At 70.3% G+C, this 16,227-nt stretch carries 27 protein-coding genes; all 27 read right to left on the bottom strand.

Features of this window, described 5'->3' with window-relative positions:
• Positions 1-16: 16 nt before the first annotated feature.
• The gene (locus ACSIH6_RS31080) at positions 17-235 is read right to left on the bottom strand and encodes a hypothetical protein (RefSeq protein WP_435111900.1); all 219 of its coding nucleotides are present in this window, start codon (positions 233-235) and stop codon (positions 17-19) included.
• The gene (locus ACSIH6_RS31085) at positions 232-588 is read right to left on the bottom strand and encodes a DUF6221 family protein (RefSeq protein ID WP_435111901.1); all 357 of its coding nucleotides are present in this window, start codon (positions 586-588) and stop codon (positions 232-234) included. Before ACSIH6_RS31085 ends, ACSIH6_RS31080 begins: the two co-directional genes overlap by 4 nt.
• A complete protein-coding gene (locus tag ACSIH6_RS31090) occupies positions 585-902 on the bottom strand; it encodes a hypothetical protein (RefSeq protein WP_435111902.1) in 318 nt (105 codons plus the stop codon). The genes ACSIH6_RS31085 and ACSIH6_RS31090 overlap by 4 nt, the downstream gene beginning before the upstream one ends.
• Positions 903-907: 5 nt before the next feature.
• Positions 908-1,126, bottom strand: coding sequence for a type II toxin-antitoxin system HicB family antitoxin (locus tag ACSIH6_RS31095; protein WP_435111903.1), 219 nt, complete (start codon positions 1,124-1,126; stop codon positions 908-910).
• Entirely contained in the window at positions 1,119-2,513 is a 1,395-nt protein-coding gene (locus ACSIH6_RS31100; protein ID WP_435111904.1) for an N-6 DNA methylase, read from the bottom strand. Before ACSIH6_RS31100 ends, ACSIH6_RS31095 begins: the two co-directional genes overlap by 8 nt.
• Entirely contained in the window at positions 2,510-3,340 is an 831-nt protein-coding gene (locus tag ACSIH6_RS31105) for a helix-turn-helix transcriptional regulator (protein WP_435111905.1), read from the bottom strand. Before ACSIH6_RS31105 ends, ACSIH6_RS31100 begins: the two co-directional genes overlap by 4 nt.
• 1 nt (position 3,341) lies before the next feature.
• Positions 3,342-4,013 carry a DNA methyltransferase family protein gene (locus tag ACSIH6_RS31110; protein WP_435111906.1) on the bottom strand — a complete coding sequence of 224 codons (672 nt, stop codon included), beginning with the start codon at positions 4,011-4,013 and terminating at the stop codon, positions 3,342-3,344.
• Positions 4,010-4,357, bottom strand: coding sequence for a hypothetical protein (locus ACSIH6_RS31115; RefSeq protein ID WP_435111907.1), 348 nt, complete (start codon positions 4,355-4,357; stop codon positions 4,010-4,012). The genes ACSIH6_RS31110 and ACSIH6_RS31115 overlap by 4 nt, the downstream gene beginning before the upstream one ends.
• Positions 4,358-4,362: 5 nt before the next feature.
• Positions 4,363-4,620, bottom strand: a complete 258-nt coding sequence (locus ACSIH6_RS31120; protein WP_435111908.1) for a hypothetical protein — start codon at positions 4,618-4,620, stop codon at positions 4,363-4,365.
• Positions 4,617-4,793 (bottom strand): hypothetical protein, encoded by a 177-nt coding sequence (locus ACSIH6_RS31125; RefSeq protein WP_435111909.1) that lies wholly within the window; start codon positions 4,791-4,793, stop codon positions 4,617-4,619. The genes ACSIH6_RS31120 and ACSIH6_RS31125 overlap by 4 nt, the downstream gene beginning before the upstream one ends.
• Before the next feature lie 53 nt (positions 4,794-4,846).
• Positions 4,847-5,209: a hypothetical protein gene (locus ACSIH6_RS31130; protein ID WP_435111910.1), complete on the bottom strand. Its 363-nt coding sequence runs from the start codon at positions 5,207-5,209 to the stop codon at positions 4,847-4,849.
• Positions 5,209-5,433, bottom strand: coding sequence for a hypothetical protein (locus ACSIH6_RS31135; RefSeq protein ID WP_435111911.1), 225 nt, complete (start codon positions 5,431-5,433; stop codon positions 5,209-5,211). Before ACSIH6_RS31135 ends, ACSIH6_RS31130 begins: the two co-directional genes overlap by 1 nt.
• Positions 5,426-6,220 carry a DUF7341 domain-containing protein gene (locus ACSIH6_RS31140; RefSeq protein WP_435111912.1) on the bottom strand — a complete coding sequence of 265 codons (795 nt, stop codon included), beginning with the start codon at positions 6,218-6,220 and terminating at the stop codon, positions 5,426-5,428. Before ACSIH6_RS31140 ends, ACSIH6_RS31135 begins: the two co-directional genes overlap by 8 nt.
• Positions 6,217-6,507 carry a hypothetical protein gene (locus ACSIH6_RS31145; protein WP_435111913.1) on the bottom strand — a complete coding sequence of 97 codons (291 nt, stop codon included), beginning with the start codon at positions 6,505-6,507 and terminating at the stop codon, positions 6,217-6,219. Before ACSIH6_RS31145 ends, ACSIH6_RS31140 begins: the two co-directional genes overlap by 4 nt.
• Positions 6,504-6,806: a hypothetical protein gene (locus ACSIH6_RS31150; RefSeq protein WP_435111914.1), complete on the bottom strand. Its 303-nt coding sequence runs from the start codon at positions 6,804-6,806 to the stop codon at positions 6,504-6,506. The genes ACSIH6_RS31145 and ACSIH6_RS31150 overlap by 4 nt, the downstream gene beginning before the upstream one ends.
• A gap of 153 nt (positions 6,807-6,959) precedes the next feature.
• The gene (locus ACSIH6_RS31155) at positions 6,960-7,694 is read right to left on the bottom strand and encodes a hypothetical protein (protein WP_435111915.1); all 735 of its coding nucleotides are present in this window, start codon (positions 7,692-7,694) and stop codon (positions 6,960-6,962) included.
• Positions 7,691-8,032, bottom strand: coding sequence for a PadR family transcriptional regulator (locus tag ACSIH6_RS31160; protein WP_435111916.1), 342 nt, complete (start codon positions 8,030-8,032; stop codon positions 7,691-7,693). Before ACSIH6_RS31160 ends, ACSIH6_RS31155 begins: the two co-directional genes overlap by 4 nt.
• A gap of 78 nt (positions 8,033-8,110) precedes the next feature.
• On the bottom strand, positions 8,111-9,703 hold the full coding sequence (locus ACSIH6_RS31165; RefSeq protein WP_435111917.1) for a TROVE domain-containing protein: 1,593 nt from the start codon (positions 9,701-9,703) through the stop codon (positions 8,111-8,113).
• A gap of 489 nt (positions 9,704-10,192) precedes the next feature.
• Positions 10,193-11,356, bottom strand: coding sequence for a DNA polymerase III subunit beta (locus ACSIH6_RS31170; protein ID WP_435111918.1), 1,164 nt, complete (start codon positions 11,354-11,356; stop codon positions 10,193-10,195).
• A 52-nt stretch (positions 11,357-11,408) separates the two neighbouring features.
• Positions 11,409-11,735 (bottom strand): hypothetical protein, encoded by a 327-nt coding sequence (locus ACSIH6_RS31175; protein ID WP_435111919.1) that lies wholly within the window; start codon positions 11,733-11,735, stop codon positions 11,409-11,411.
• A gap of 476 nt (positions 11,736-12,211) precedes the next feature.
• The gene (locus ACSIH6_RS31180) at positions 12,212-12,406 is read right to left on the bottom strand and encodes a hypothetical protein (protein ID WP_435111920.1); all 195 of its coding nucleotides are present in this window, start codon (positions 12,404-12,406) and stop codon (positions 12,212-12,214) included.
• 377 nt (positions 12,407-12,783) lie between these two features.
• Positions 12,784-12,993 carry a hypothetical protein gene (locus tag ACSIH6_RS31185; protein ID WP_435111921.1) on the bottom strand — a complete coding sequence of 70 codons (210 nt, stop codon included), beginning with the start codon at positions 12,991-12,993 and terminating at the stop codon, positions 12,784-12,786.
• Between the two features lie 315 nt (positions 12,994-13,308).
• Positions 13,309-13,836: a hypothetical protein gene (locus ACSIH6_RS31190; protein WP_435111922.1), complete on the bottom strand. Its 528-nt coding sequence runs from the start codon at positions 13,834-13,836 to the stop codon at positions 13,309-13,311.
• Entirely contained in the window at positions 13,830-14,087 is a 258-nt protein-coding gene (locus tag ACSIH6_RS31195; protein ID WP_435111923.1) for a hypothetical protein, read from the bottom strand. Before ACSIH6_RS31195 ends, ACSIH6_RS31190 begins: the two co-directional genes overlap by 7 nt.
• Entirely contained in the window at positions 14,084-14,260 is a 177-nt protein-coding gene (locus ACSIH6_RS31200; protein ID WP_435111924.1) for a hypothetical protein, read from the bottom strand. Before ACSIH6_RS31200 ends, ACSIH6_RS31195 begins: the two co-directional genes overlap by 4 nt.
• An 83-nt stretch (positions 14,261-14,343) precedes the next feature.
• The gene (locus tag ACSIH6_RS31205) at positions 14,344-15,537 is read right to left on the bottom strand and encodes a DUF932 domain-containing protein (protein ID WP_435111925.1); all 1,194 of its coding nucleotides are present in this window, start codon (positions 15,535-15,537) and stop codon (positions 14,344-14,346) included.
• A 47-nt stretch (positions 15,538-15,584) separates the two neighbouring features.
• A complete protein-coding gene (locus ACSIH6_RS31210) occupies positions 15,585-16,022 on the bottom strand; it encodes an SWIM zinc finger family protein (RefSeq protein WP_435111926.1) in 438 nt (145 codons plus the stop codon).
• Between the last annotated feature and the right edge of the window lie 205 nt (positions 16,023-16,227).

Here is a 16,227-nt window from a genome sequence, read left to right on the forward strand (position 1 = left end):
GGGCCTTCCGTTCGGGTCAGTGCTCACAGGTGTTGGGGTTGTCGCAGGGCTCGGTATTGAGCCGTCCGGGGCGGTAGCAGAGCGTCCACATGCCCAGCCCGGGCAGGGTGAGTGCCGCGGTCGGGTTGCAGTACTCGTCGGTGCCCACCAGGACCGCGGGCTTCCACGGCCGAGTGAGGACGGAGGGCGGGCACCACCACAGGCGGTGCGGACGGGCGGCGTTCGCTGCGCTCATGGCTTCCAGCCCTCCTCGTAGTCGGAGTGGTCGGCATAGACGAACGCGAGCCGAGAGAGCAACCGGCCCACGCGGTTGTCACGACCGCACTCGCATGGCGCGTCGGCCAGGTCGTCGTTGCCGCACTCTCCGCCGTCGCGCTCTTCGGTGGCAGCCGGGCAGGTGTACCAGGAGTCCTCTACGACGGCGTGCTTCTCGGCGAGCGCGTCGGCGAGGATGGCCCGCCTCGCCTCGATCTCCTTCCACAGGTGCCGTCCACTGAAGGGCTCCATCGCGACGTGGGCCCGGGCGCCGAACTCAATGAGGTTCTCGTCTTCGTCCAGGCGCGCGTTGATGAACTCCACGATGGTCACGGCTGCTCCTGGATGACCCGCGCGTCCCGCAGGTCCAGTTCCAGGTCGACGAACGGGCTCAGCGTGTGCATGACGCCATGAGGGACGGTTTCACGCGTGCAGGCGACCACGCGCACGCCCGTGAGGGTGATGGGCTGCTCCAGAACGAGCCGCTCGGGCAGGCGTTCGATGGGCAGGCCGCCCGCGCGCACGGGGCGGTCGCCTTCGGAGATCTCGTACCCGGCGCGCCGCAGTGCGTTGAGTACCTCCAGGGCGAGCTGGGCAAATACGCCGCGCGGGACGTGGGTGCCGTTGAGCTTTCCGGCTGTCGCCATGGCGGTCACTTCTTTCGGCTCTCAGGGCTGTCGGGGTCTGCTTCTTCGAGCGCGCCCTCGTTCTCCATGTACAGCGCGAGCGCCTCATCGAGGGCGGCGAGGGCCTCCTCACGGGTCTCGCCCTGGGTGGTCACCACGACGTGCGCGGCCAGGACGGTGTAGCCGCCCTGTTCGTGGTCGGGGATGAGGACGGTGACGAGGTCGGGGTGCGGGTTCTCAGGCACGGGCGAGCTCACCCGCCTTCCCGCTGCGCCGCTCCATGTCCGCGGCGATGGCCGCGGCGGCATCGGCCAGGCGGCGCATCTCAGATGCGTCCTCGATGTCGATTCCCAACCGAGCGGAGATGTCGGGGGTCTCTGAGGTGGCGGTAATGCTGAGCATCGCCCGACCGGCGAGGTCTGTGAGGATGAGCGTGCTCTTGGTGCCCTTGCCCTCCTGGGTGAACGTGTGCTCCACGGCGGTCTCCTTTTCCTGAGCGGGTGGCGAGTGCTTGGCGATGTGCGCGCACGCTGCTTGGATCGTCTGGGTCTTGGCCTGCGTGGTGCCCTCGGCCTTGAGGTGGTACAGGCGGGCGGGTTCAGTGCGGTCTGCGGCGCCGCGGCGGGCCAGCACGGTGATGGCGAGCGGGATTTGCACGCCGGGGAAGATTCGGCTCCTGATGGGCGGCTGGTGGCCCTCGGGTGAGATGTCGATGAGCCATCCCTCGTCGGCCACTTCGCGGATGAAGCGGCGCATGCGGGCGAAGGAGAGGCCATCCAGGTAGGAGGCGGGGGTGATGAAGGCGACCACTCCGCTACCAGGGCGAGCCTCGAAGCAGCGCCAGAGCGCCCATCGCCAGAAGTAGATGGCCATGCTGGATAGGTGATTGCCACCGCGGCTGGCGGGGTCGCGGAACTCATCCAGGGACGGACGGGTGGATGGGTTCTCGCCGGGACGGCGGCGGGCCTCGATCCACGGCGCCGCGCCGCCGGCGTGGCCCTTGTAGGGCGGGTTGCCGATGACCACCAGGTGCCTTGGGGCGATGCCCAGATGCGGCGGGGTGCCACCGGCGAGTGGGTCGGTGCACGTGATGTTGCCGTCCAACCAGGTGATGGGTCGGGTGCCGTCGCTGCGGAGCCACAGGGCGCTCTTGGCGATCTCGACTGCCACGGGGTCGATGTCGGTGCCGTAGACCGCGGAGGAGATCACCTCGGGGGCGATGTGGTGGGTGCGTCCCGACAGGACGCAGGCCGCCGATTCGAGGAAGATCCCGGCGCCGCAGGCCGGGTCGAGAACACGTACCTGGCGACGATCTCCCAGGCGTGGCGAGAGGGCCGCCCAGGCCATCGCGTCAGCGACGCCCTCGGGCGTGTAGTAGACGCCCCCTTCCGCGCGCTGGACGGCGGTCAGGGTCTGGGTGTAGGCCTCCCCGAGCTGGGCGGCCCCCCAGTCGCTGACGTCGCCAAGGGCGTCCAGCAGAGGGATGACCTTCTCCGCCGTGTCGTCGGACAGGTCGACGACCCAGGGGACGGCGCGGCCGCGTTGGGCGGCGACCTGGTTGACGAGTAGCCGCATCACCGTGGACACTTCCGCCACCTCGTCCACGAGCTGCGCGATGAGTTCGACGGTCATGGCGCTGCCGGGTCGACCGGGCGGCCTTCACCGCGCACGTACCTGCTGACTGCGCTGGTGCCGATGCCGTAGTCGGCGCCGATTCGGGCGTAGGTTTCACCGGCCGCGATCCGGGCCCGGATCTGATCCACCTGCTCCACGGTCAGCCGGGGCCTGCCCAGCTGGTCGACCGCCTTGGCCCGGGCGTGGGCGGCCTTCCACGGGGCGCGAGACGGCGACTCGCCCTCGTGCCAGAACCAAAGGAACGCGGCGCGTGCGACCCGCAGGTGCTTCTTGATGGTGACGGGACTAATCCCCAGGGCCTCGGCGGCCCGATACTTGTCGCCGGACGCCGCGAGAGCGAGCAGTGTCCGGCGGTCCCGGTCGCTCAGTCGGGGCCAGATCTGCCACAGGGCGGTGCGCTCCACCACAGCTCCCTCAGGGGAGGCGGTGTGGGCGGCCACCCAATCCCAGTACCGCACGAACGCGGCCTGGGTGTCGTCCTTCTTGCGGGAGTAGCCGCGATGGTGCTTCTCCTGCTCTCCGTAGGAGATGGCTCCTCGTGTGCCCGCCGTGAGTAGATCGTGCTGGTCGGGGCGCTCTGAGCTCGCGAAAAGGCGTTCGATGATGGCGGAGTAGGAGGCTTCGTATCGGTCGGCCCACTCGCCGTAGCTTCCGCGGGAACGCATGGTGGACACACGGGCGAGCTGGTCCAGGTCGGCCAGGTTGTATCCCCACCGGATGGTGTGGACGTCGTCGGCCGGGACCTCGGGGTCTTCGTCTACCGGCGGGCGCCCCCACCACGACCAGGTGGGGCCTTCCTCCTCGAAGTACGTGCGCTGGGTCATGTCACCACAGCCCTTCCTGGGCTGGGCCGTCCATGACCGTGGTGCTGGTCTCGGCGCGGCGTGCGCGTTCGGCCTTGTTCTGGCGGCGCAGAGCTGCGGCAACCTTGGGGTCGTCGCCCTCGATGGCGGTGAACGCGACGTCGGGGACGCCGTCCTTGATCTGCTTCGGGGTGGCGCCGACGAGTCCGTTGCCGTGCCGGACGTGGTGGGCCAGGAACGGGTTCGCGGTGTGTGGGAGGAGCGCCCGCACGTGCAGGGCCGCGCGGGTGAGGTCGACCGCGATGGGGTTGAGGTCGACTCCGTAGATGCATCGCTCGACCACGTCGCGGCGGGCCTGGTCCCACACGGGCGCGGGTGGGTTGAGCTCACCGGAGCGCACCATGACCAGCCAGGCCGTGATGGTGTCCACTGCGGAGAGGAGGAAGACTCCGGCACCGGCGCACGGGTCGCACACGGTCAGGCCGAGGAGGACCTGCTCTGGGTCGCCTCCGGCCATGAGCCGCTCGTGGATGAGCTCGGTGAGTACACCTGAGATCGGCCGGTAGTTGCCCTCGGCCTTCATCCGTTCGACCTGGTCGTGGTGCTGGGATCCGACCACGAGGAGATGCACGAGGTTCTCGGGTGTGTAGTACGACCCCGAGTTCTTGCGGGCACCCTGCTTGTCCACGCTCACCCGGCATCCACCGCCTCACAGAGGGTGTGCTCGCGGCACCAGTGGTAGCCCACCAGGTCTACGCCGCCGGGCTGGGCGGCGAGGGCGGCGATGACGGTGGCCAGGGCGTCGATGCCGGAGCCGGAGCCGTACTGGAGGTCATCGCCGTACTGGGCGAGGGTGTCGGTCGCCGCCAGTGCGGCCTGGCGGCGGTCCTCGAAGCCCAGGGTGAGGGCGGCGCTGAGCGCGGCGGGCATGAGGGGGCGGACCGCGGCGACGATCTCGTCGCGACGCTCGGCGTCCTCGTTGGCATACCACGGGCCGAGGAGGGCGACGCGCTCCTCGGCCAAGGGCGCGATGTGCATGCCGATCACCGGGGCTCGCCGTCCTCGGCGCGGCCCAGGACGCGCACGCGCTCGATGCGGGCCTTGCGCACATCCCCCACCTTGGTGAGGGATGTGGCGTCGGCGATCGCGGTCACCTCGTACTCCACGATCTGCTTGGACGGCGTGAAGCGGACGACGCGGCCTTGGAGGAGGGGCGGGGTCGTGGTGTAGCCCCGGTCGGTAGTGATGATGGTGTCGCCGAGGTCGATGGGGCTACCGAAGCCGTCGCAGGGTGCGCTCACGACGTGATCCAGGTGATGATGGCCCAGATGAGCACGCCGAGGGAGCCCAAACCCACGGCTCCGCAGAAGACGAACCACAGGACGAAGCCGACACCGAAGGCGCGACTGGGGCGAGGGCGGGGCACCCACAGCTCGGGCTCGCGCCGGAAGAAGTCGTCGCCGTTCTTGGGCATCGGGTCACCTCATCGAGGAGCGCGAGGGGAGGGCCTCGCGGCGGTCGGGTTGTTCAGTGGAACTCGACGGGCTCGCCGGCCCTGGCGGCCTCGCGGAGTCCGGCGATGAAGCGGTGGGTGGCCAGGACCCAGCGGGTGACCGTCTCGGGGAGTACGGGCGTGTGTCCGAGCGGGACGACGCGCGTCTGGCCGGGCGGCGGCGGGGCGCCGACGCCTGCGAGGGCAGGCAGCAGCTCCTCCAGGCGGTCGGCGAGGGGACCGGCGTGATCGGGCAGGTCCGCGGAGACGTAGGTGAAGCCGGACTCGGTTCCGACTTCGACGAGCTGGTAGCCGGCGGCGACGGCGAGCGCGTTGCGCCACTGGCCGAAGCCTCCGTAGGAGCCGTCCCAGCAGTCATGCGAGGTGCTCAAGCCCATCAGACGCCACCTCGCTCACGCTCGCGTGCGAGGCTCTTCCAGTAGTTGCCCCGCAGGGTCTCCAGACCCACGAGCGTCCACAAGCCGATGGGTACCCAGTCGGCGACGGTCTGCGCGCGGAGTGCGCCCAGGGCCGCGATCAGCAGGCACCCGAGGGCGTAGGAGGCGGCGACCGGGGCGGAGGCCGCGAACCGGTCGAGCAGTCGTGCGAGGTCCTCAGTCATGTCTCTCTTCCTCGCTGCTGAGCAGGTCCGCCCACTGCCAGCGGCGCCAGACCGCGCCGCAACCGGGCGCGCGCACGGGCCAGGGCTCGCCCGGGCGGGCTGGCCCAGCGACCTCTCCCCCGGCGCAGCGCACGTCCGTGCTGGCGTCGGCGGCCACGCGCAGGCGGCCGCCGCACTCGGGGCAGACCACGTCGCGCAGGAACGTGGTGGGGGCGTCATAGGCGAGCAGGACACGGGCGATGGCGCGCAGGCGCGCGAGGGCGCGCACCATCTCCTGGGCCAGCTCGGAGTCCTCGCCCAGGTGGACGGCGAGGGAGACTAGGCCGCGCAGGGCCGCCTCGGAGCGCTGGCGCCGCGGCGCGACGTCGTACCCCAGCGCCGCCCGGGCACGGGCGGCCAGGGTGTTGGCCTCGCCGCGGATGGTGGCGAGCAGCTCCAGGGCGGCGAGCGGCCCGGGCGGGGTGGACTCCGGGGCGGTGCGTGCGGAGGTCTCGCCGTCCGTGGGGCGCTCGCGTAGCTCGCGGAGCTGGGCGAGGAGGGCGGGCTGCATGCGGGACTCGGCGCGCGCCTCCAGGCGCCGCGGGCAGTGGCAGCTGTGGTGGCGCAGGGCGCCGGGCCGGGGCGGGATGGGGTTGGCCTTGTCGGAGTCGTCGCCGTGCTCCAGCAGGCGGCGCTCGGCGCGGCAGGCGTCGGTGTGCACGGTGACGTGAGCGTTGTACTCGACGCGCTCGCGCCAACCGTCGACCAGCTGCTCGGCCAGGTCGGCGATGCGCTCAGCTGGAGTCAAAGCGACCCGCCGATCGTCGGGGGCGTGGTGTCGACCTGAACCGTGCGGGTGGCTGTGACGGGGCCGGTCTCGCGATTGCCCAACACCTGGCCGGCCGGACCGCGCCGCAGCTCGACGACGTAGGCGCTCAGGTCGCCGTCGTTGTCGGTGACCGTGATCTCTACGACGTCGTCGGGGCGCAGACCTTCGGCCTTCATCCACTTCAGGAGACTGTCCCACCAGTCGGGATAAGCCCTGCACAGCGGGCTGTCGGCCGTGGTGTGCAGGAGAGTGCGCAGGGCGCTCATCGGGCACTACCTAGGTACTTCGCCGCGCGCCGCTCGGAGGCGAGCATCGCGCGCGCCATGTCGACCGCAGCGGGGCTGGCGCCCAGGTGGATCTCGATGCGTGGACGAGGCCGGGGATGACCACTGAAGGCCTCGGTGGCGCGAACGACGTCCGTGATCTCCCGCAGCTGCGTGCTGCTCATCCACGGCGGGCGGGTGATGGTCACCTCCAGACCGGGCCTGGAGCTGAGGAGAGTCACCCGCGGAACGCGCGCCGTGCACACGACCCGGAGGGGGAGCAGCCTGTCGAATACGCCCATCGTGGCCTCCTGGCGGTATCGAGACCTGCATGTGGACCCCGGAAATGCTAGTCAGGGCCATGTCGGTGAGCGTTACGCTCTGCCCCTTTGGCCCACAGCAAAGCGCCCCGTCATCGAACGCGATGACGGGGCGCTTTGCCTCCATGTCCAGTCCTACAAGAGGCGCCTCCACGGCCAGGGAAGCCGGGGGGTTTCATGTCCCTGGAGTTCGACGAGCATCTGCTGAGAGTTGTGCTGAATGCACGAGGCCGTCACCATGCAATCTCCGAGCTCGCGTGCGCTTGTCTCGCAGTGCGGGTTGACGGTCAGCGCCTGAATCCTCACCAAGAGGGACTCGGTCTCCGCTATCTGAGCAAGCAGTCGACGTCGGTGGACGACTGCTTTCCACATCACATAGGTCGCAAAAAGCGTGAGAACAAGGGAGACAAGCAAAGCCATCGCTGATAACAGCAGGTAACCGCTCCAAGGCATGAACGGCGCCGGAAGACCAGCTTGAAGAGCGATCAACTCTACGACCACGAGGACGGAGCTCAGCATAAACGCCAGGGAATCGAACCTGAAGTCCTTGGCGATCCGAAGCATCATCGGTGCCTCAGACCTCTGGGTCGTGCGTGCGGCCCTGTGCAGGCTCAGGGAGAATCTGATGCCCTTGTAGAGCCGGGTGACGGGAACTGCATCATCGCCATGCAGGTACTCGTGCAGCTCGGCAAGCCACTCCCGAGTCATGTCCTCCCGGAGTTCCCCGGGAAGGCGCCGGCCCGCCAGCCGCACGAGGCTCTGCGGGAGCCGGTCGAGCCGCCCGCGGAACTCCTCGCTGATGAGGTCCGTAGCAGCAGTAATGATGGCACCCACAACAACGCCTCCGAGGGCGATCAACAGCGCGCTCATGCCATGCCGCCCTCGGGGCTGAGCCGCCAGGAGCGCTGCGGGCTGCCCCAGATCTGCGCATGGAGTTCAGCCATGGAAACCCTAGCGCGTGCGGTTCCGTCGGGGGTGAGTGTGTAGAAGCGCCGCGCAGGACGGCCTTCTTTCGCCTCGTCGATGTCCTCGAACTCGGCGGTGAGGATGCCTGCCTTTTGCAAGCGCAGCAGGATGGGGTACAAGGTGCCGCTGGCCAGTCCGGTGTCCTCCATGAGGTCGTAGCCGTACCGGGGTCGGTCGACGTCCTCCAGGAACGCCCTCAGCACCTTGGCCACCGTGGTGGTAAGCCTGATGTCTTGTGCCATATAGAAACTCTACATAGGGCCGAAGGGGTTGGCAACCGGCGGGCAGCTCCATGGGGGAGCCGCCCACCGGTGCGAGCGTCAGCCCTGCTCCCACGGCCAGGCCGCGGCCCGGCCCGCCTCGATGAGCGGGATCATGCGGAAGGCCGCGTCGCTCAGCCCGCCGAAGGTGTGGCGGTTGCCTGTTCCGCTCGGGCCGTGGCCGTGGCGGTACCCGGCGAGGTTCCAGGTGTAGATGGGCACGGTGTTCGGCAGCTGCTCGATGGGGCTACCGGAGCGGTGGGAGACCTGCTCGTCCGTCACGATGACCACGCGGTCGTGGCCGCGGTAGTGCGCCTGCACCGCGTGGCGGGTCCAGGTGCCTCCGCGCGGGCCCCAGAACCGCTCGGCGATGCGCAGCACAGAGTCGCCACGGCGCATGGGCACGACCGCGTGGTCGGTGTCGAACTGCACCAGGTCGGCCGCCTCGGCGCGCAGGGCGAGTCCGGCGCCGAAGATCTGCGCGGCGTCCGCGTAGGTCAGCTCCGAGCGGCCCGACATCCGGGTGCTCATCGACCCGGACTGGTCCACGAGGACGAGCGTGCGCCCGGGCAAGGGCGGCACGTTGGTCAGACACAGGTTGAGCGCCTTCTCCAGCGCGTACCCCCAGCGCAGGCTCGGCGCGGCGCGGTAGGCGGACAGGAAGCGCATGGGCAGCTGGCGGCTGCGCTGAACCTGGTCGGGGTCGGTGAGCTTGGCGCAGACCTGCTCGGCCACCGCGTCGCTCACTCCGGCCTCGTCGAAGTTCCTGAGATTCCGGATCAGGGCCATGTAGCCCATGCTCGGGATGATCGCTTCCCAGGCCGCGGCGTTCATCGACCCCTGGAGCCAGCCCGCGAGCGCCTCCCAGGTGATGCCCGCCCGGCGCAGCAGTTCGGGGTCTTCCAGCACCTGACGGCGCTCGTCGACCGGCAGGGACAGCAGGACGTCGCGCCGGGTCAGCAGGTCGAGCGAGTCGGGGATGGCGGCGTCGGGCTGGTGCGGGCGCTTGACGGCGTACCCGAAGAGGTCGTGCTGCCAGGGCCCGCGGAAGCGGTGGCCCTGCGAGCCTCCCTTGCGGTCGCCGGGGTGGGTGAGGTTGAGGACATCGGCAAAGGAGAAGCCCTTGCCCTCGCCTCCCCACTTGACGTAGTTGAACTCGGTGCCCAGGCGCAGAACGGCGTCACCGATCCCCCGCTTGACCGGCTTGGGGATCGAGCGGCCGTAGCGCGAGGTCCAGTAGGCCAGGGCCTCTCCGGGCTCGTCGGCCCGCTGGATGGCCGCGTCGACCATGCGTCGGCTGTGGCCGTGCAGACCGGCCGCCCGGCGGGCGCGGGCCGCCTCCAGGGCGGCGACTACTGCGGCGCTGCGCATGTTGGCCTCGGTGCGCAGCCAGCCGACGAAGCCGACCATCCAGGTGGGGTCGGCTACGGCGACGGCTCCGACGAGCTGGCGGAAGCGCTCGTCGCGCTCGCTGGCCCGCTCATAGAAGGTGGCCTCCCCCACCATGTTCGACACGGACAGAAGGAAGAGTTCCCCCTTGGCCTCGCGCGCGTAGCCAGCGCCTCCCCCGTGGGTGCGGCCGCTGGCGATCCGCTCGGTGACGACGGGCCCGCGGCCGACCGGCCGGGTGCCTCGCGAATTGAACTTGGGCACGACGAATAGCCCCTTCCTGCGAATGGAGGGAGGGGCCATGAATTCGCCTTGGACTGCCGAGATCAGAGTCGGCGACGGGCACGTAGGTGCTCTGGCCACTGAGCTACACCAGTCGCTAAACCGGCGACGGGATTCGAACCCGCGACCACCCGCTTAAGAGGCGAAGTATCCGTTGCCTGCGCACCGGCAGCCCGAGGCGAAGGTCCCTCCCGAGATCAGAGTCGACGCCGGACACGTAGGTGCTCTGCCAGTTGAGCTACGCCAGCCTCGCGACTGACGACGGGACTCGAACCCGCAACCACCCGATCCCGAATCGAAGTAACCGGCATCTGCGCACCGGGAGAGAAGTATGAAGTTGTACGCCGCCCGAGTTCCAAAATGGCACCGGAGGAGTCTCTTACCAAAAGAAGTATCCGGGGCCTGCGCACCGGGCGGCGTTTCAAAAACAGTACCAAGGCGGGCGGATCAAGCGTTACGCCTTTTCCGCCCTCAGCTGCGGATCGGCATAACCGCGTGCTGGTAGTGGGTCGGGTCGTGGTCGGCGGCGGTGAACACCACGGGCGGGTCCAGCGTCGACGTCGCCGACCGGGCGTACAGGGTGACGCGCTCCCCCGGGATGGCCGCCAGGGCCGCGCGCAAGAAGGCGGGGTTGGCGCGGATGCGGTAGGCGCCACTGCCGTTGGCCAGCTCGGCGCGCAGGCGCGGGGTCACGGTGGCGTCCTCGGGGCCGACGGTGACACCCGTGTCGTTGGCGTCCAGGACCACAGGCGCCATCCGGCGTCCCTTGGCCTTGGCGATGACGGCGGCCTTGTCGGTCAACTCGACCAATGCGGCGCGGTCGGTGGTCAGGGTGGTGCTGGGCCCGTCAGGCCAGGACTCGGGGAGAAAGGCGCGCCACGTGACGTACTCGCCTTCCATCAGCCGCAGGAGGGCCGTGATGTCGCCGCTGCGCAGGCGCACGAAGCCACCCCCTTCCTCGCGTCGGTCGACCTCGACGGTGACCGTCGCGCCGGTCAGCAGCTTGCCGAGCTTGGTCAGGAAGGTGCCATCGACCAGGGCGGCGAACTCCCCCGCGTAGCCCTCCAGGGGCAGGCGCGCGGTGGCCAGGCGGTAGCGGTTGGCGGTGGTGATGTGCAGCTGGCCATCCCGGCTCTCCAGGCAGGCGGCGGTCAGCACCTCGATCTCGACGGTGGGGTCGTGGGCGACCATGACCCGGGCGAGGGAGTCGGTGAAGACGGAGCCCGCCACCGTGACGGGCGCCTGGTCGAGGTCGGGCAGCTCGGGGAAGTCCTCGGCAGGCAGGCTCTCGATGGGCACCTCATAGCCGAGCAGGGAGAGCACCGGCTGGCTCGGGTGCGGCGCCAGGGTCACCGTGGTGGTGGCGAGCTTGTGTGCGCCGGTGCCCTTGGTGAGTCCGGCGAGCAGGTCCGCGAGGACGGCGTGGGGCACGCACGTCACGCTGTCCGCGGTGGCGCTCGCCCCGTCCACGTGTGCGGTGACGGCGTGGTCGTAGTCGGTGGTGGTGAGGCTGACCTGTCCCGCCTCGGCGCGGATGAGGACGCCGGTCAGGATAGGGATGACGGGCCGGGGCGCGCAGGCGAGCTTGGTCGCGGCGAGCGCCTGGCGCAGGGCGGGCACGGTCGCGGTGATCACGAAGGCCTCCAGAGGCCCGCCGTGGCGCGGGGCCACGGCGGGGTTGGCGGGGTCAGCCCCACGCCACGGGGAGATGGTGAGCGTGCGCCCACTCGGCGACCTCCTCCAGCTCGGCGAGCCGGGCGGCGAGGTAGCCGGGTACGCGCCCGCAGTCGATGACCGGGCCGTCGATGAGGTCCGGTCGCCCCTCGTCGCCGTTGGCGATGTCGAGGAGCCCGCGAGCGATCAGGACCCGCCCGAGGAAGTCCTCGGCCGGAGCCTGCCCGCACAGGTCCTCCCGGTCGAGCCCGAGGAGGTCGAGAACGTCGACCGCGTTGCGGTTGGCGAACTCAGCCCAGGGCCCGGTGAGGTGACCGGCGGGGGTGAAGAGGACGGACATGGTGCCTCCCTGAGGTAGGAAGCGATGGCCCCGGCGCGCGGCCGGTCCGGGGAGGCGTCCGTTCCATGGCCTCCCGGGGTCCATCCCCGCCCGCTGGGTGCGGGTCGGGTTCTCCCCGGTTGGGCCACCACCTGGCTGGTGGTGGCGACCGCCCCGCTGGTGGCGGGGTCGGCCCCTATGCTCCGCTATTTTGTTGTACTTACATCATACCCGAACAAGCTTGTATATACACTCTTTTTTGGGGGGGAATCCTGAGATGTGCAGCTACACATCTCAGCTCCGCCGAGGCGCCGCGCGCGGCCGCCGAGTCGGGATAGCGTGCCGCAGGCACACCCGGAGGTCGCGGACGCCCGAGATCCCACCAGCCGGAGCACCGCGACGATGCGCAACGCACACCAGAGCCTGCCGGGCCGCTCCGAGCCCTGAGGCGTACACGAAACGACCCCCGGCGTCAGCCGGGGGTCGGCTTCGTCGCCTCAGAGCGAGGACCCGCCGTCCGGACCCTGGCCGTCCTCGAAGAGGCCGGACAGGTCGTCCGGAACGGTGGGCACGGCGGCCTGGCAGGCGGCCAACATCGCGGCGTCGATGCAGATGGCAGGCGGCTGGTCATAGTTGACCCGCATCGTCGCGTAGGTGCGAAGGATGGTGTGAAGGATCTCGTGGGCGTCCATAGCGACCTCCTTGGGGTGTGACAAGGTCGCGGCCATCCCGACGAACGGCCGCGCGCAACCCCGGCCCGACGAAGGAGGGCCGGGGCTCCATGCCCGCGCCGACGCCCGGCCGCGCGGGGCCGGGGGCTCCGGCGGCCTTCGGCTCCCGGCGCGCACGCGCCGCTGAATGCGCGCCCCGGGAGCCGCGATAGCGTGCCGACCGGCGCGCCCCCAGGAGGTCGCGGAATCCACCCGAGTTCGCCGCCGCAGGACGCGCGGCCTACCGCTGCGGACCGGGGCTCCCGGCGTCGGCCCCCTGGCCGCCGCTGTCGCAGACATCCGTGGCCCGCTCCGGCACGAGAAAAGCCCCCGGCGTCAGCCGGGGGCTTGGCGAGTGGCTACAGGAGCGGGTCCGCGCCGTCGCGCCCCTGGGCGTCGTCTTCCTCGGAGAGGAAGGCGTCGATCAGGTGGGGCGCGTCGGCCGCGAGGATGTCGTAGACGGCGTGGGCGGCCAGGGTACGGGCCGTCGCCGGGGAGTAGCCCCGGGACAGCAGCATCTGGTAGGCCGTGCGGACCAGGCGGTAGACGAACTCGGAGTTGGATTCCATAGCGACCTCCGTAGGGGGTGTGACGGAGGCCGCGGCCATCGCGGCGGCGGGGCGCGCGCAACCGCCCGACGAAGGAGGGCGGTTGCTCCTTGTCCGTCCGCGCCGCGGCGCGGACCTGGCGGCGGTCGGCGCCTCGGGCATCCGAGGCGGCCGCCGGCCGCGGGGCACGGGAAGCCCGCTCGCGGGCTTCTCCTTTTCCGGCGCGGAGCGCGGCCGCGCGCAGAGTGACGCCCCGGGGGGTTGTCACACCCGGTCCCCGGGGCGTCTGATCCCGCCAGCGGCGCGGGAGGTCGCACCACCGCGCGCGGCGGGGGTCTAGGGCAAGGATACGTCGTCGGCCGCGCCTCGGTAGTGGGAGTCGCCCGCGTCGTCCTGCTCGGCGTGGAAGTCCTCCCATACGCGGGCCGAGTCCGGCTCTCCGGCGGCCGTCAGCAGGGTCGCCAGCGCCTTGACCTCTTCGCACTGGAGCCTTGGCCCAAGCTCCTCGGCGAGTTCACCGGACTCCCATACGGTGACGAACAGGGCCAGCGCCTTGCGCAGCGTGGGCGACAGGGCCTCGGCCGGATCCGGCGCGGGATGCGAGTCGTCGCGCAGGTGGTAGTGGCGATCCCCCTCTTCGTCAGAGCGGGCGTGTTCGAGGATCCAGACCTGGGCGCTCTCGGTGTCTCCGCACTGGGCGAGCATCTCGGCGAAGGTGTCGGCCTCCGTGCAGGTCAGAGCTGGAGCGACCTTGGCCGCCAGGTCACTATGCCCCCAGGCATGGGCGAGGTTGTTGGCCGTGTCGCTGTCGATCAGCGTCACCTGCCGAGCCGAGCCCGGCAGGGGGATGTTGAAGTTCACCATGGTGCCTTCCTGAGCTCGGCCGCGTGCGCCTCGACGTACTCGCCGCCGGGGAGGTGCCCGAGCGCGGTAGAGACGGTCGCACACGGCCAGGAGTAGTCGCGTCGGTGCTCCGCGAGGGGCTCATAGCAACCCTCGCAGTCGCCGTCCTTGTCGGGGCGGTGCTCATCCAGGACGGACATGAGCGCCTCGGCCAGCTGGGCCTGACTAGATGCCTCGATCAGCTTGCGCATGCGCGCCGACGTCGGACTCATCGGCGGACTCCCTTCTCTCGCGTGGTGGTGCGGCGCAGGCGGAACCGGTAGGTGGTGGCGGCCAGGCGGCGGCGCGGCAGCTCGCGCGCGCGGGCCTGGGCCGCGCGCTGCTTCATCTCGGCGATGAGCGCCTCGAACCCGCCCGGGTCGTCGAAGGCGGACACGTGGGGCACGGCTTGTCCTCTCCGGGCCCGGCTGGTGGCCGGACCCTAGGTGAGGTGGCGGGGCCGGAAGCGAACCGGCCCCGCCGTGGTGGTCAGCGGCGCACCAGCATGAGCCGCTTGTGGGCGCGGGACTTGGTCTCGTCGGCGCTGCCCTCCAGGAAGGAGGTCGCGCGCGCGGCGTAGGCGTCCCCGGCGAACGCGCCGCCCGGGCGGACGGGGCGGTCCCAGTCCAGCCACCCGGTGATGGCACGCTCGGCCGCGTAGGCGGTGCGGCCCACGCGGTCGGACTCCATGTGGAATCGGGCGGTCAGTTCGTCGCGGCGCTTGTCGGCAGCGTTGCGGGCGCGCACCGAGGCGTCGTCCCCGGGCGGCGTCCACAGGTCGTCCACGACGGCGTGGAACTCCCTGAGTGCCATCTCGGTGTGTGCGAGACGGGTCTCCTCCTCGGCCCACTCGCCGTAGTAGTTCAGGGTGAGCCCCAGGGTCCGGCGGGCCTCGTCCAGCCGCTCACGGGCGGAGGCGGTGTGGCGCACCGTCCAGCTCGTGTGCGCGTCACGGACCGCGAACCGCTCGGTGTTGGAGCACACCGGCCGCCACGGGGTGGTGATGACGCGGAACGGCGAGTTGCCGTCGTGGCCGTTGACCACGGCGATGAACGGCACGATCTCGTCGTTGACCCCGCCCGCGTCGATGCGGATGGACTCGGGCAGCCTCATGCTGACGAAGACCTTCTTGCCGTCTCGCAGCGCCCCGGCCGACTCCCACAGCACGCCGTAGGTGGCGGTCAGGTCCTCCAGGAAGGTGAACGCCTCCCGGTTCTGGAGAGGGACGTACTTGCTGCCCACGACGCCGAGCGGCGCGCCGGTGTCGTCGCGGACGGTGGTGAAGCGGTCGGGGATCTGACGGGTCTGGCCCTCCCACGTGTAGGTGGCGGGGGTGAGCTTGACGTCGAAGTCGATGCGCGCGAGCGCGAGGACCTCGTCGATGTCGCTCACACCCTCGGGGACGACGGCCCCGAGGCCGTGCCAGGCGGGCTCGCGGGTGTACAGGGCAGCCTGTCCGGTGGTCTCGTCCAGACCGTGCAGGGCGAGCAGCTCGCCGGTCTGGGTCAGGTGCAGGATCTCGCCCGCGTCCCATCCGGAGTTCACGCGGTAGCGGCCGTTGCCCAGGTTGGACAGCTCTCCAGCGGCGACCCGGCGGGCCACGGAGGCCTGAGTGTCGGCGGCCTTGCGCAGCTGGTCGGCGCGCTCGGTGGTGAAGGCGGCGTTGACGTCGATGGCGGTCATTGAGGGGTCCCTCCCGGGCGGCCGGTGTGCGGCCGCCCTTGGTCTGGTTAGCGACGGGTGAAGCCCTTGGTCGCCAGCTGGCGACGCAGGGAGTCGGCCTCGGTGTCGGTGAGGTGGCGGGCGGTGATGAGGTCGCCGCCGACGTACTGGCGCTCGGTCCAATCGCCGGAGTCGCGGGGCGAGATCATGACGGAGAAGAGCAGGCCATCGGAGTCCAGCGCGTAGCGCTCGGTCGCGCGGGCGGACACCGGGACGTCGGGAAGGTTGCGGTACATGATGACGGCGAGTCGGTGGTAGCAGCGCAGCCCGTCGCCCTTGACGTAGGCCGGGCAGGTGCACGTGTCGAGCGTGGTGACGTAGGTGGTCATGCCGTCGTTGGACATCACGCTGTAGACGTCGTGGTGGATGTGGTAGATGGTGCCGCGCTGAATGACCTTGGCGGCCTTCTCGCGCTGGTGCGGTGCCCAGGTGATGCGCTGTCCCATGGCCCCTCTCCCTCCTGCTTGGCTATATATACATCATACTTGCATTCTCTTGTATATACAAGAGAAAATCAGCGCAATCCTGGGGCTATGAGCTGCGAAAACGCGACTCTCTTCGTCCCATCCGCGAGGCTTGGGAGCGCTCCCATCACGGCACGGAAAAGCCCCGCCCGACTTCCGGGCGGGGCTCGCATCAGAGTCAGGCCTC

The organism is Nocardiopsis synnemataformans, from assembly GCF_965343085.1.
Taxonomy (GTDB): domain Bacteria; phylum Actinomycetota; class Actinomycetes; order Streptosporangiales; family Streptosporangiaceae; genus Nocardiopsis; species Nocardiopsis alborubida.

Coding starts and splice junctions, on each gene's coding strand:
- ACSIH6_RS31080 (WP_435111900.1), bottom strand. CDS start 235: ATGAGCGCAGCGAACGCCGCCCGTCCGCACCGCCTGTGGTGGTGCCCG.
- ACSIH6_RS31090 (WP_435111902.1), bottom strand. CDS start 902: ATGGCGACAGCCGGAAAGCTCAACGGCACCCACGTCCCGCGCGGCGTA.
- ACSIH6_RS31100 (WP_435111904.1), bottom strand. CDS start 2,513: ATGACCGTCGAACTCATCGCGCAGCTCGTGGACGAGGTGGCGGAAGTG.
- ACSIH6_RS31105 (WP_435111905.1), bottom strand. CDS start 3,340: ATGACCCAGCGCACGTACTTCGAGGAGGAAGGCCCCACCTGGTCGTGG.
- ACSIH6_RS31115 (WP_435111907.1), bottom strand. CDS start 4,357: ATGCACATCGCGCCCTTGGCCGAGGAGCGCGTCGCCCTCCTCGGCCCG.
- ACSIH6_RS31125 (WP_435111909.1), bottom strand. CDS start 4,793: ATGCCCAAGAACGGCGACGACTTCTTCCGGCGCGAGCCCGAGCTGTGG.
- ACSIH6_RS31130 (WP_435111910.1), bottom strand. CDS start 5,209: ATGGGCTTGAGCACCTCGCATGACTGCTGGGACGGCTCCTACGGAGGC.
- ACSIH6_RS31135 (WP_435111911.1), bottom strand. CDS start 5,433: ATGACTGAGGACCTCGCACGACTGCTCGACCGGTTCGCGGCCTCCGCC.
- ACSIH6_RS31145 (WP_435111913.1), bottom strand. CDS start 6,507: ATGAGCGCCCTGCGCACTCTCCTGCACACCACGGCCGACAGCCCGCTG.
- ACSIH6_RS31150 (WP_435111914.1), bottom strand. CDS start 6,806: ATGGGCGTATTCGACAGGCTGCTCCCCCTCCGGGTCGTGTGCACGGCG.
- ACSIH6_RS31155 (WP_435111915.1), bottom strand. CDS start 7,694: ATGAGCGCGCTGTTGATCGCCCTCGGAGGCGTTGTTGTGGGTGCCATC.
- ACSIH6_RS31160 (WP_435111916.1), bottom strand. CDS start 8,032: ATGGCACAAGACATCAGGCTTACCACCACGGTGGCCAAGGTGCTGAGG.
- ACSIH6_RS31175 (WP_435111919.1), bottom strand. CDS start 11,735: ATGTCCGTCCTCTTCACCCCCGCCGGTCACCTCACCGGGCCCTGGGCT.
- ACSIH6_RS31180 (WP_435111920.1), bottom strand. CDS start 12,406: ATGGACGCCCACGAGATCCTTCACACCATCCTTCGCACCTACGCGACG.
- ACSIH6_RS31185 (WP_435111921.1), bottom strand. CDS start 12,993: ATGGAATCCAACTCCGAGTTCGTCTACCGCCTGGTCCGCACGGCCTAC.
- ACSIH6_RS31190 (WP_435111922.1), bottom strand. CDS start 13,836: ATGGTGAACTTCAACATCCCCCTGCCGGGCTCGGCTCGGCAGGTGACG.
- ACSIH6_RS31195 (WP_435111923.1), bottom strand. CDS start 14,087: ATGAGTCCGACGTCGGCGCGCATGCGCAAGCTGATCGAGGCATCTAGT.
- ACSIH6_RS31205 (WP_435111925.1), bottom strand. CDS start 15,537: ATGACCGCCATCGACGTCAACGCCGCCTTCACCACCGAGCGCGCCGAC.
- ACSIH6_RS31210 (WP_435111926.1), bottom strand. CDS start 16,022: ATGGGACAGCGCATCACCTGGGCACCGCACCAGCGCGAGAAGGCCGCC.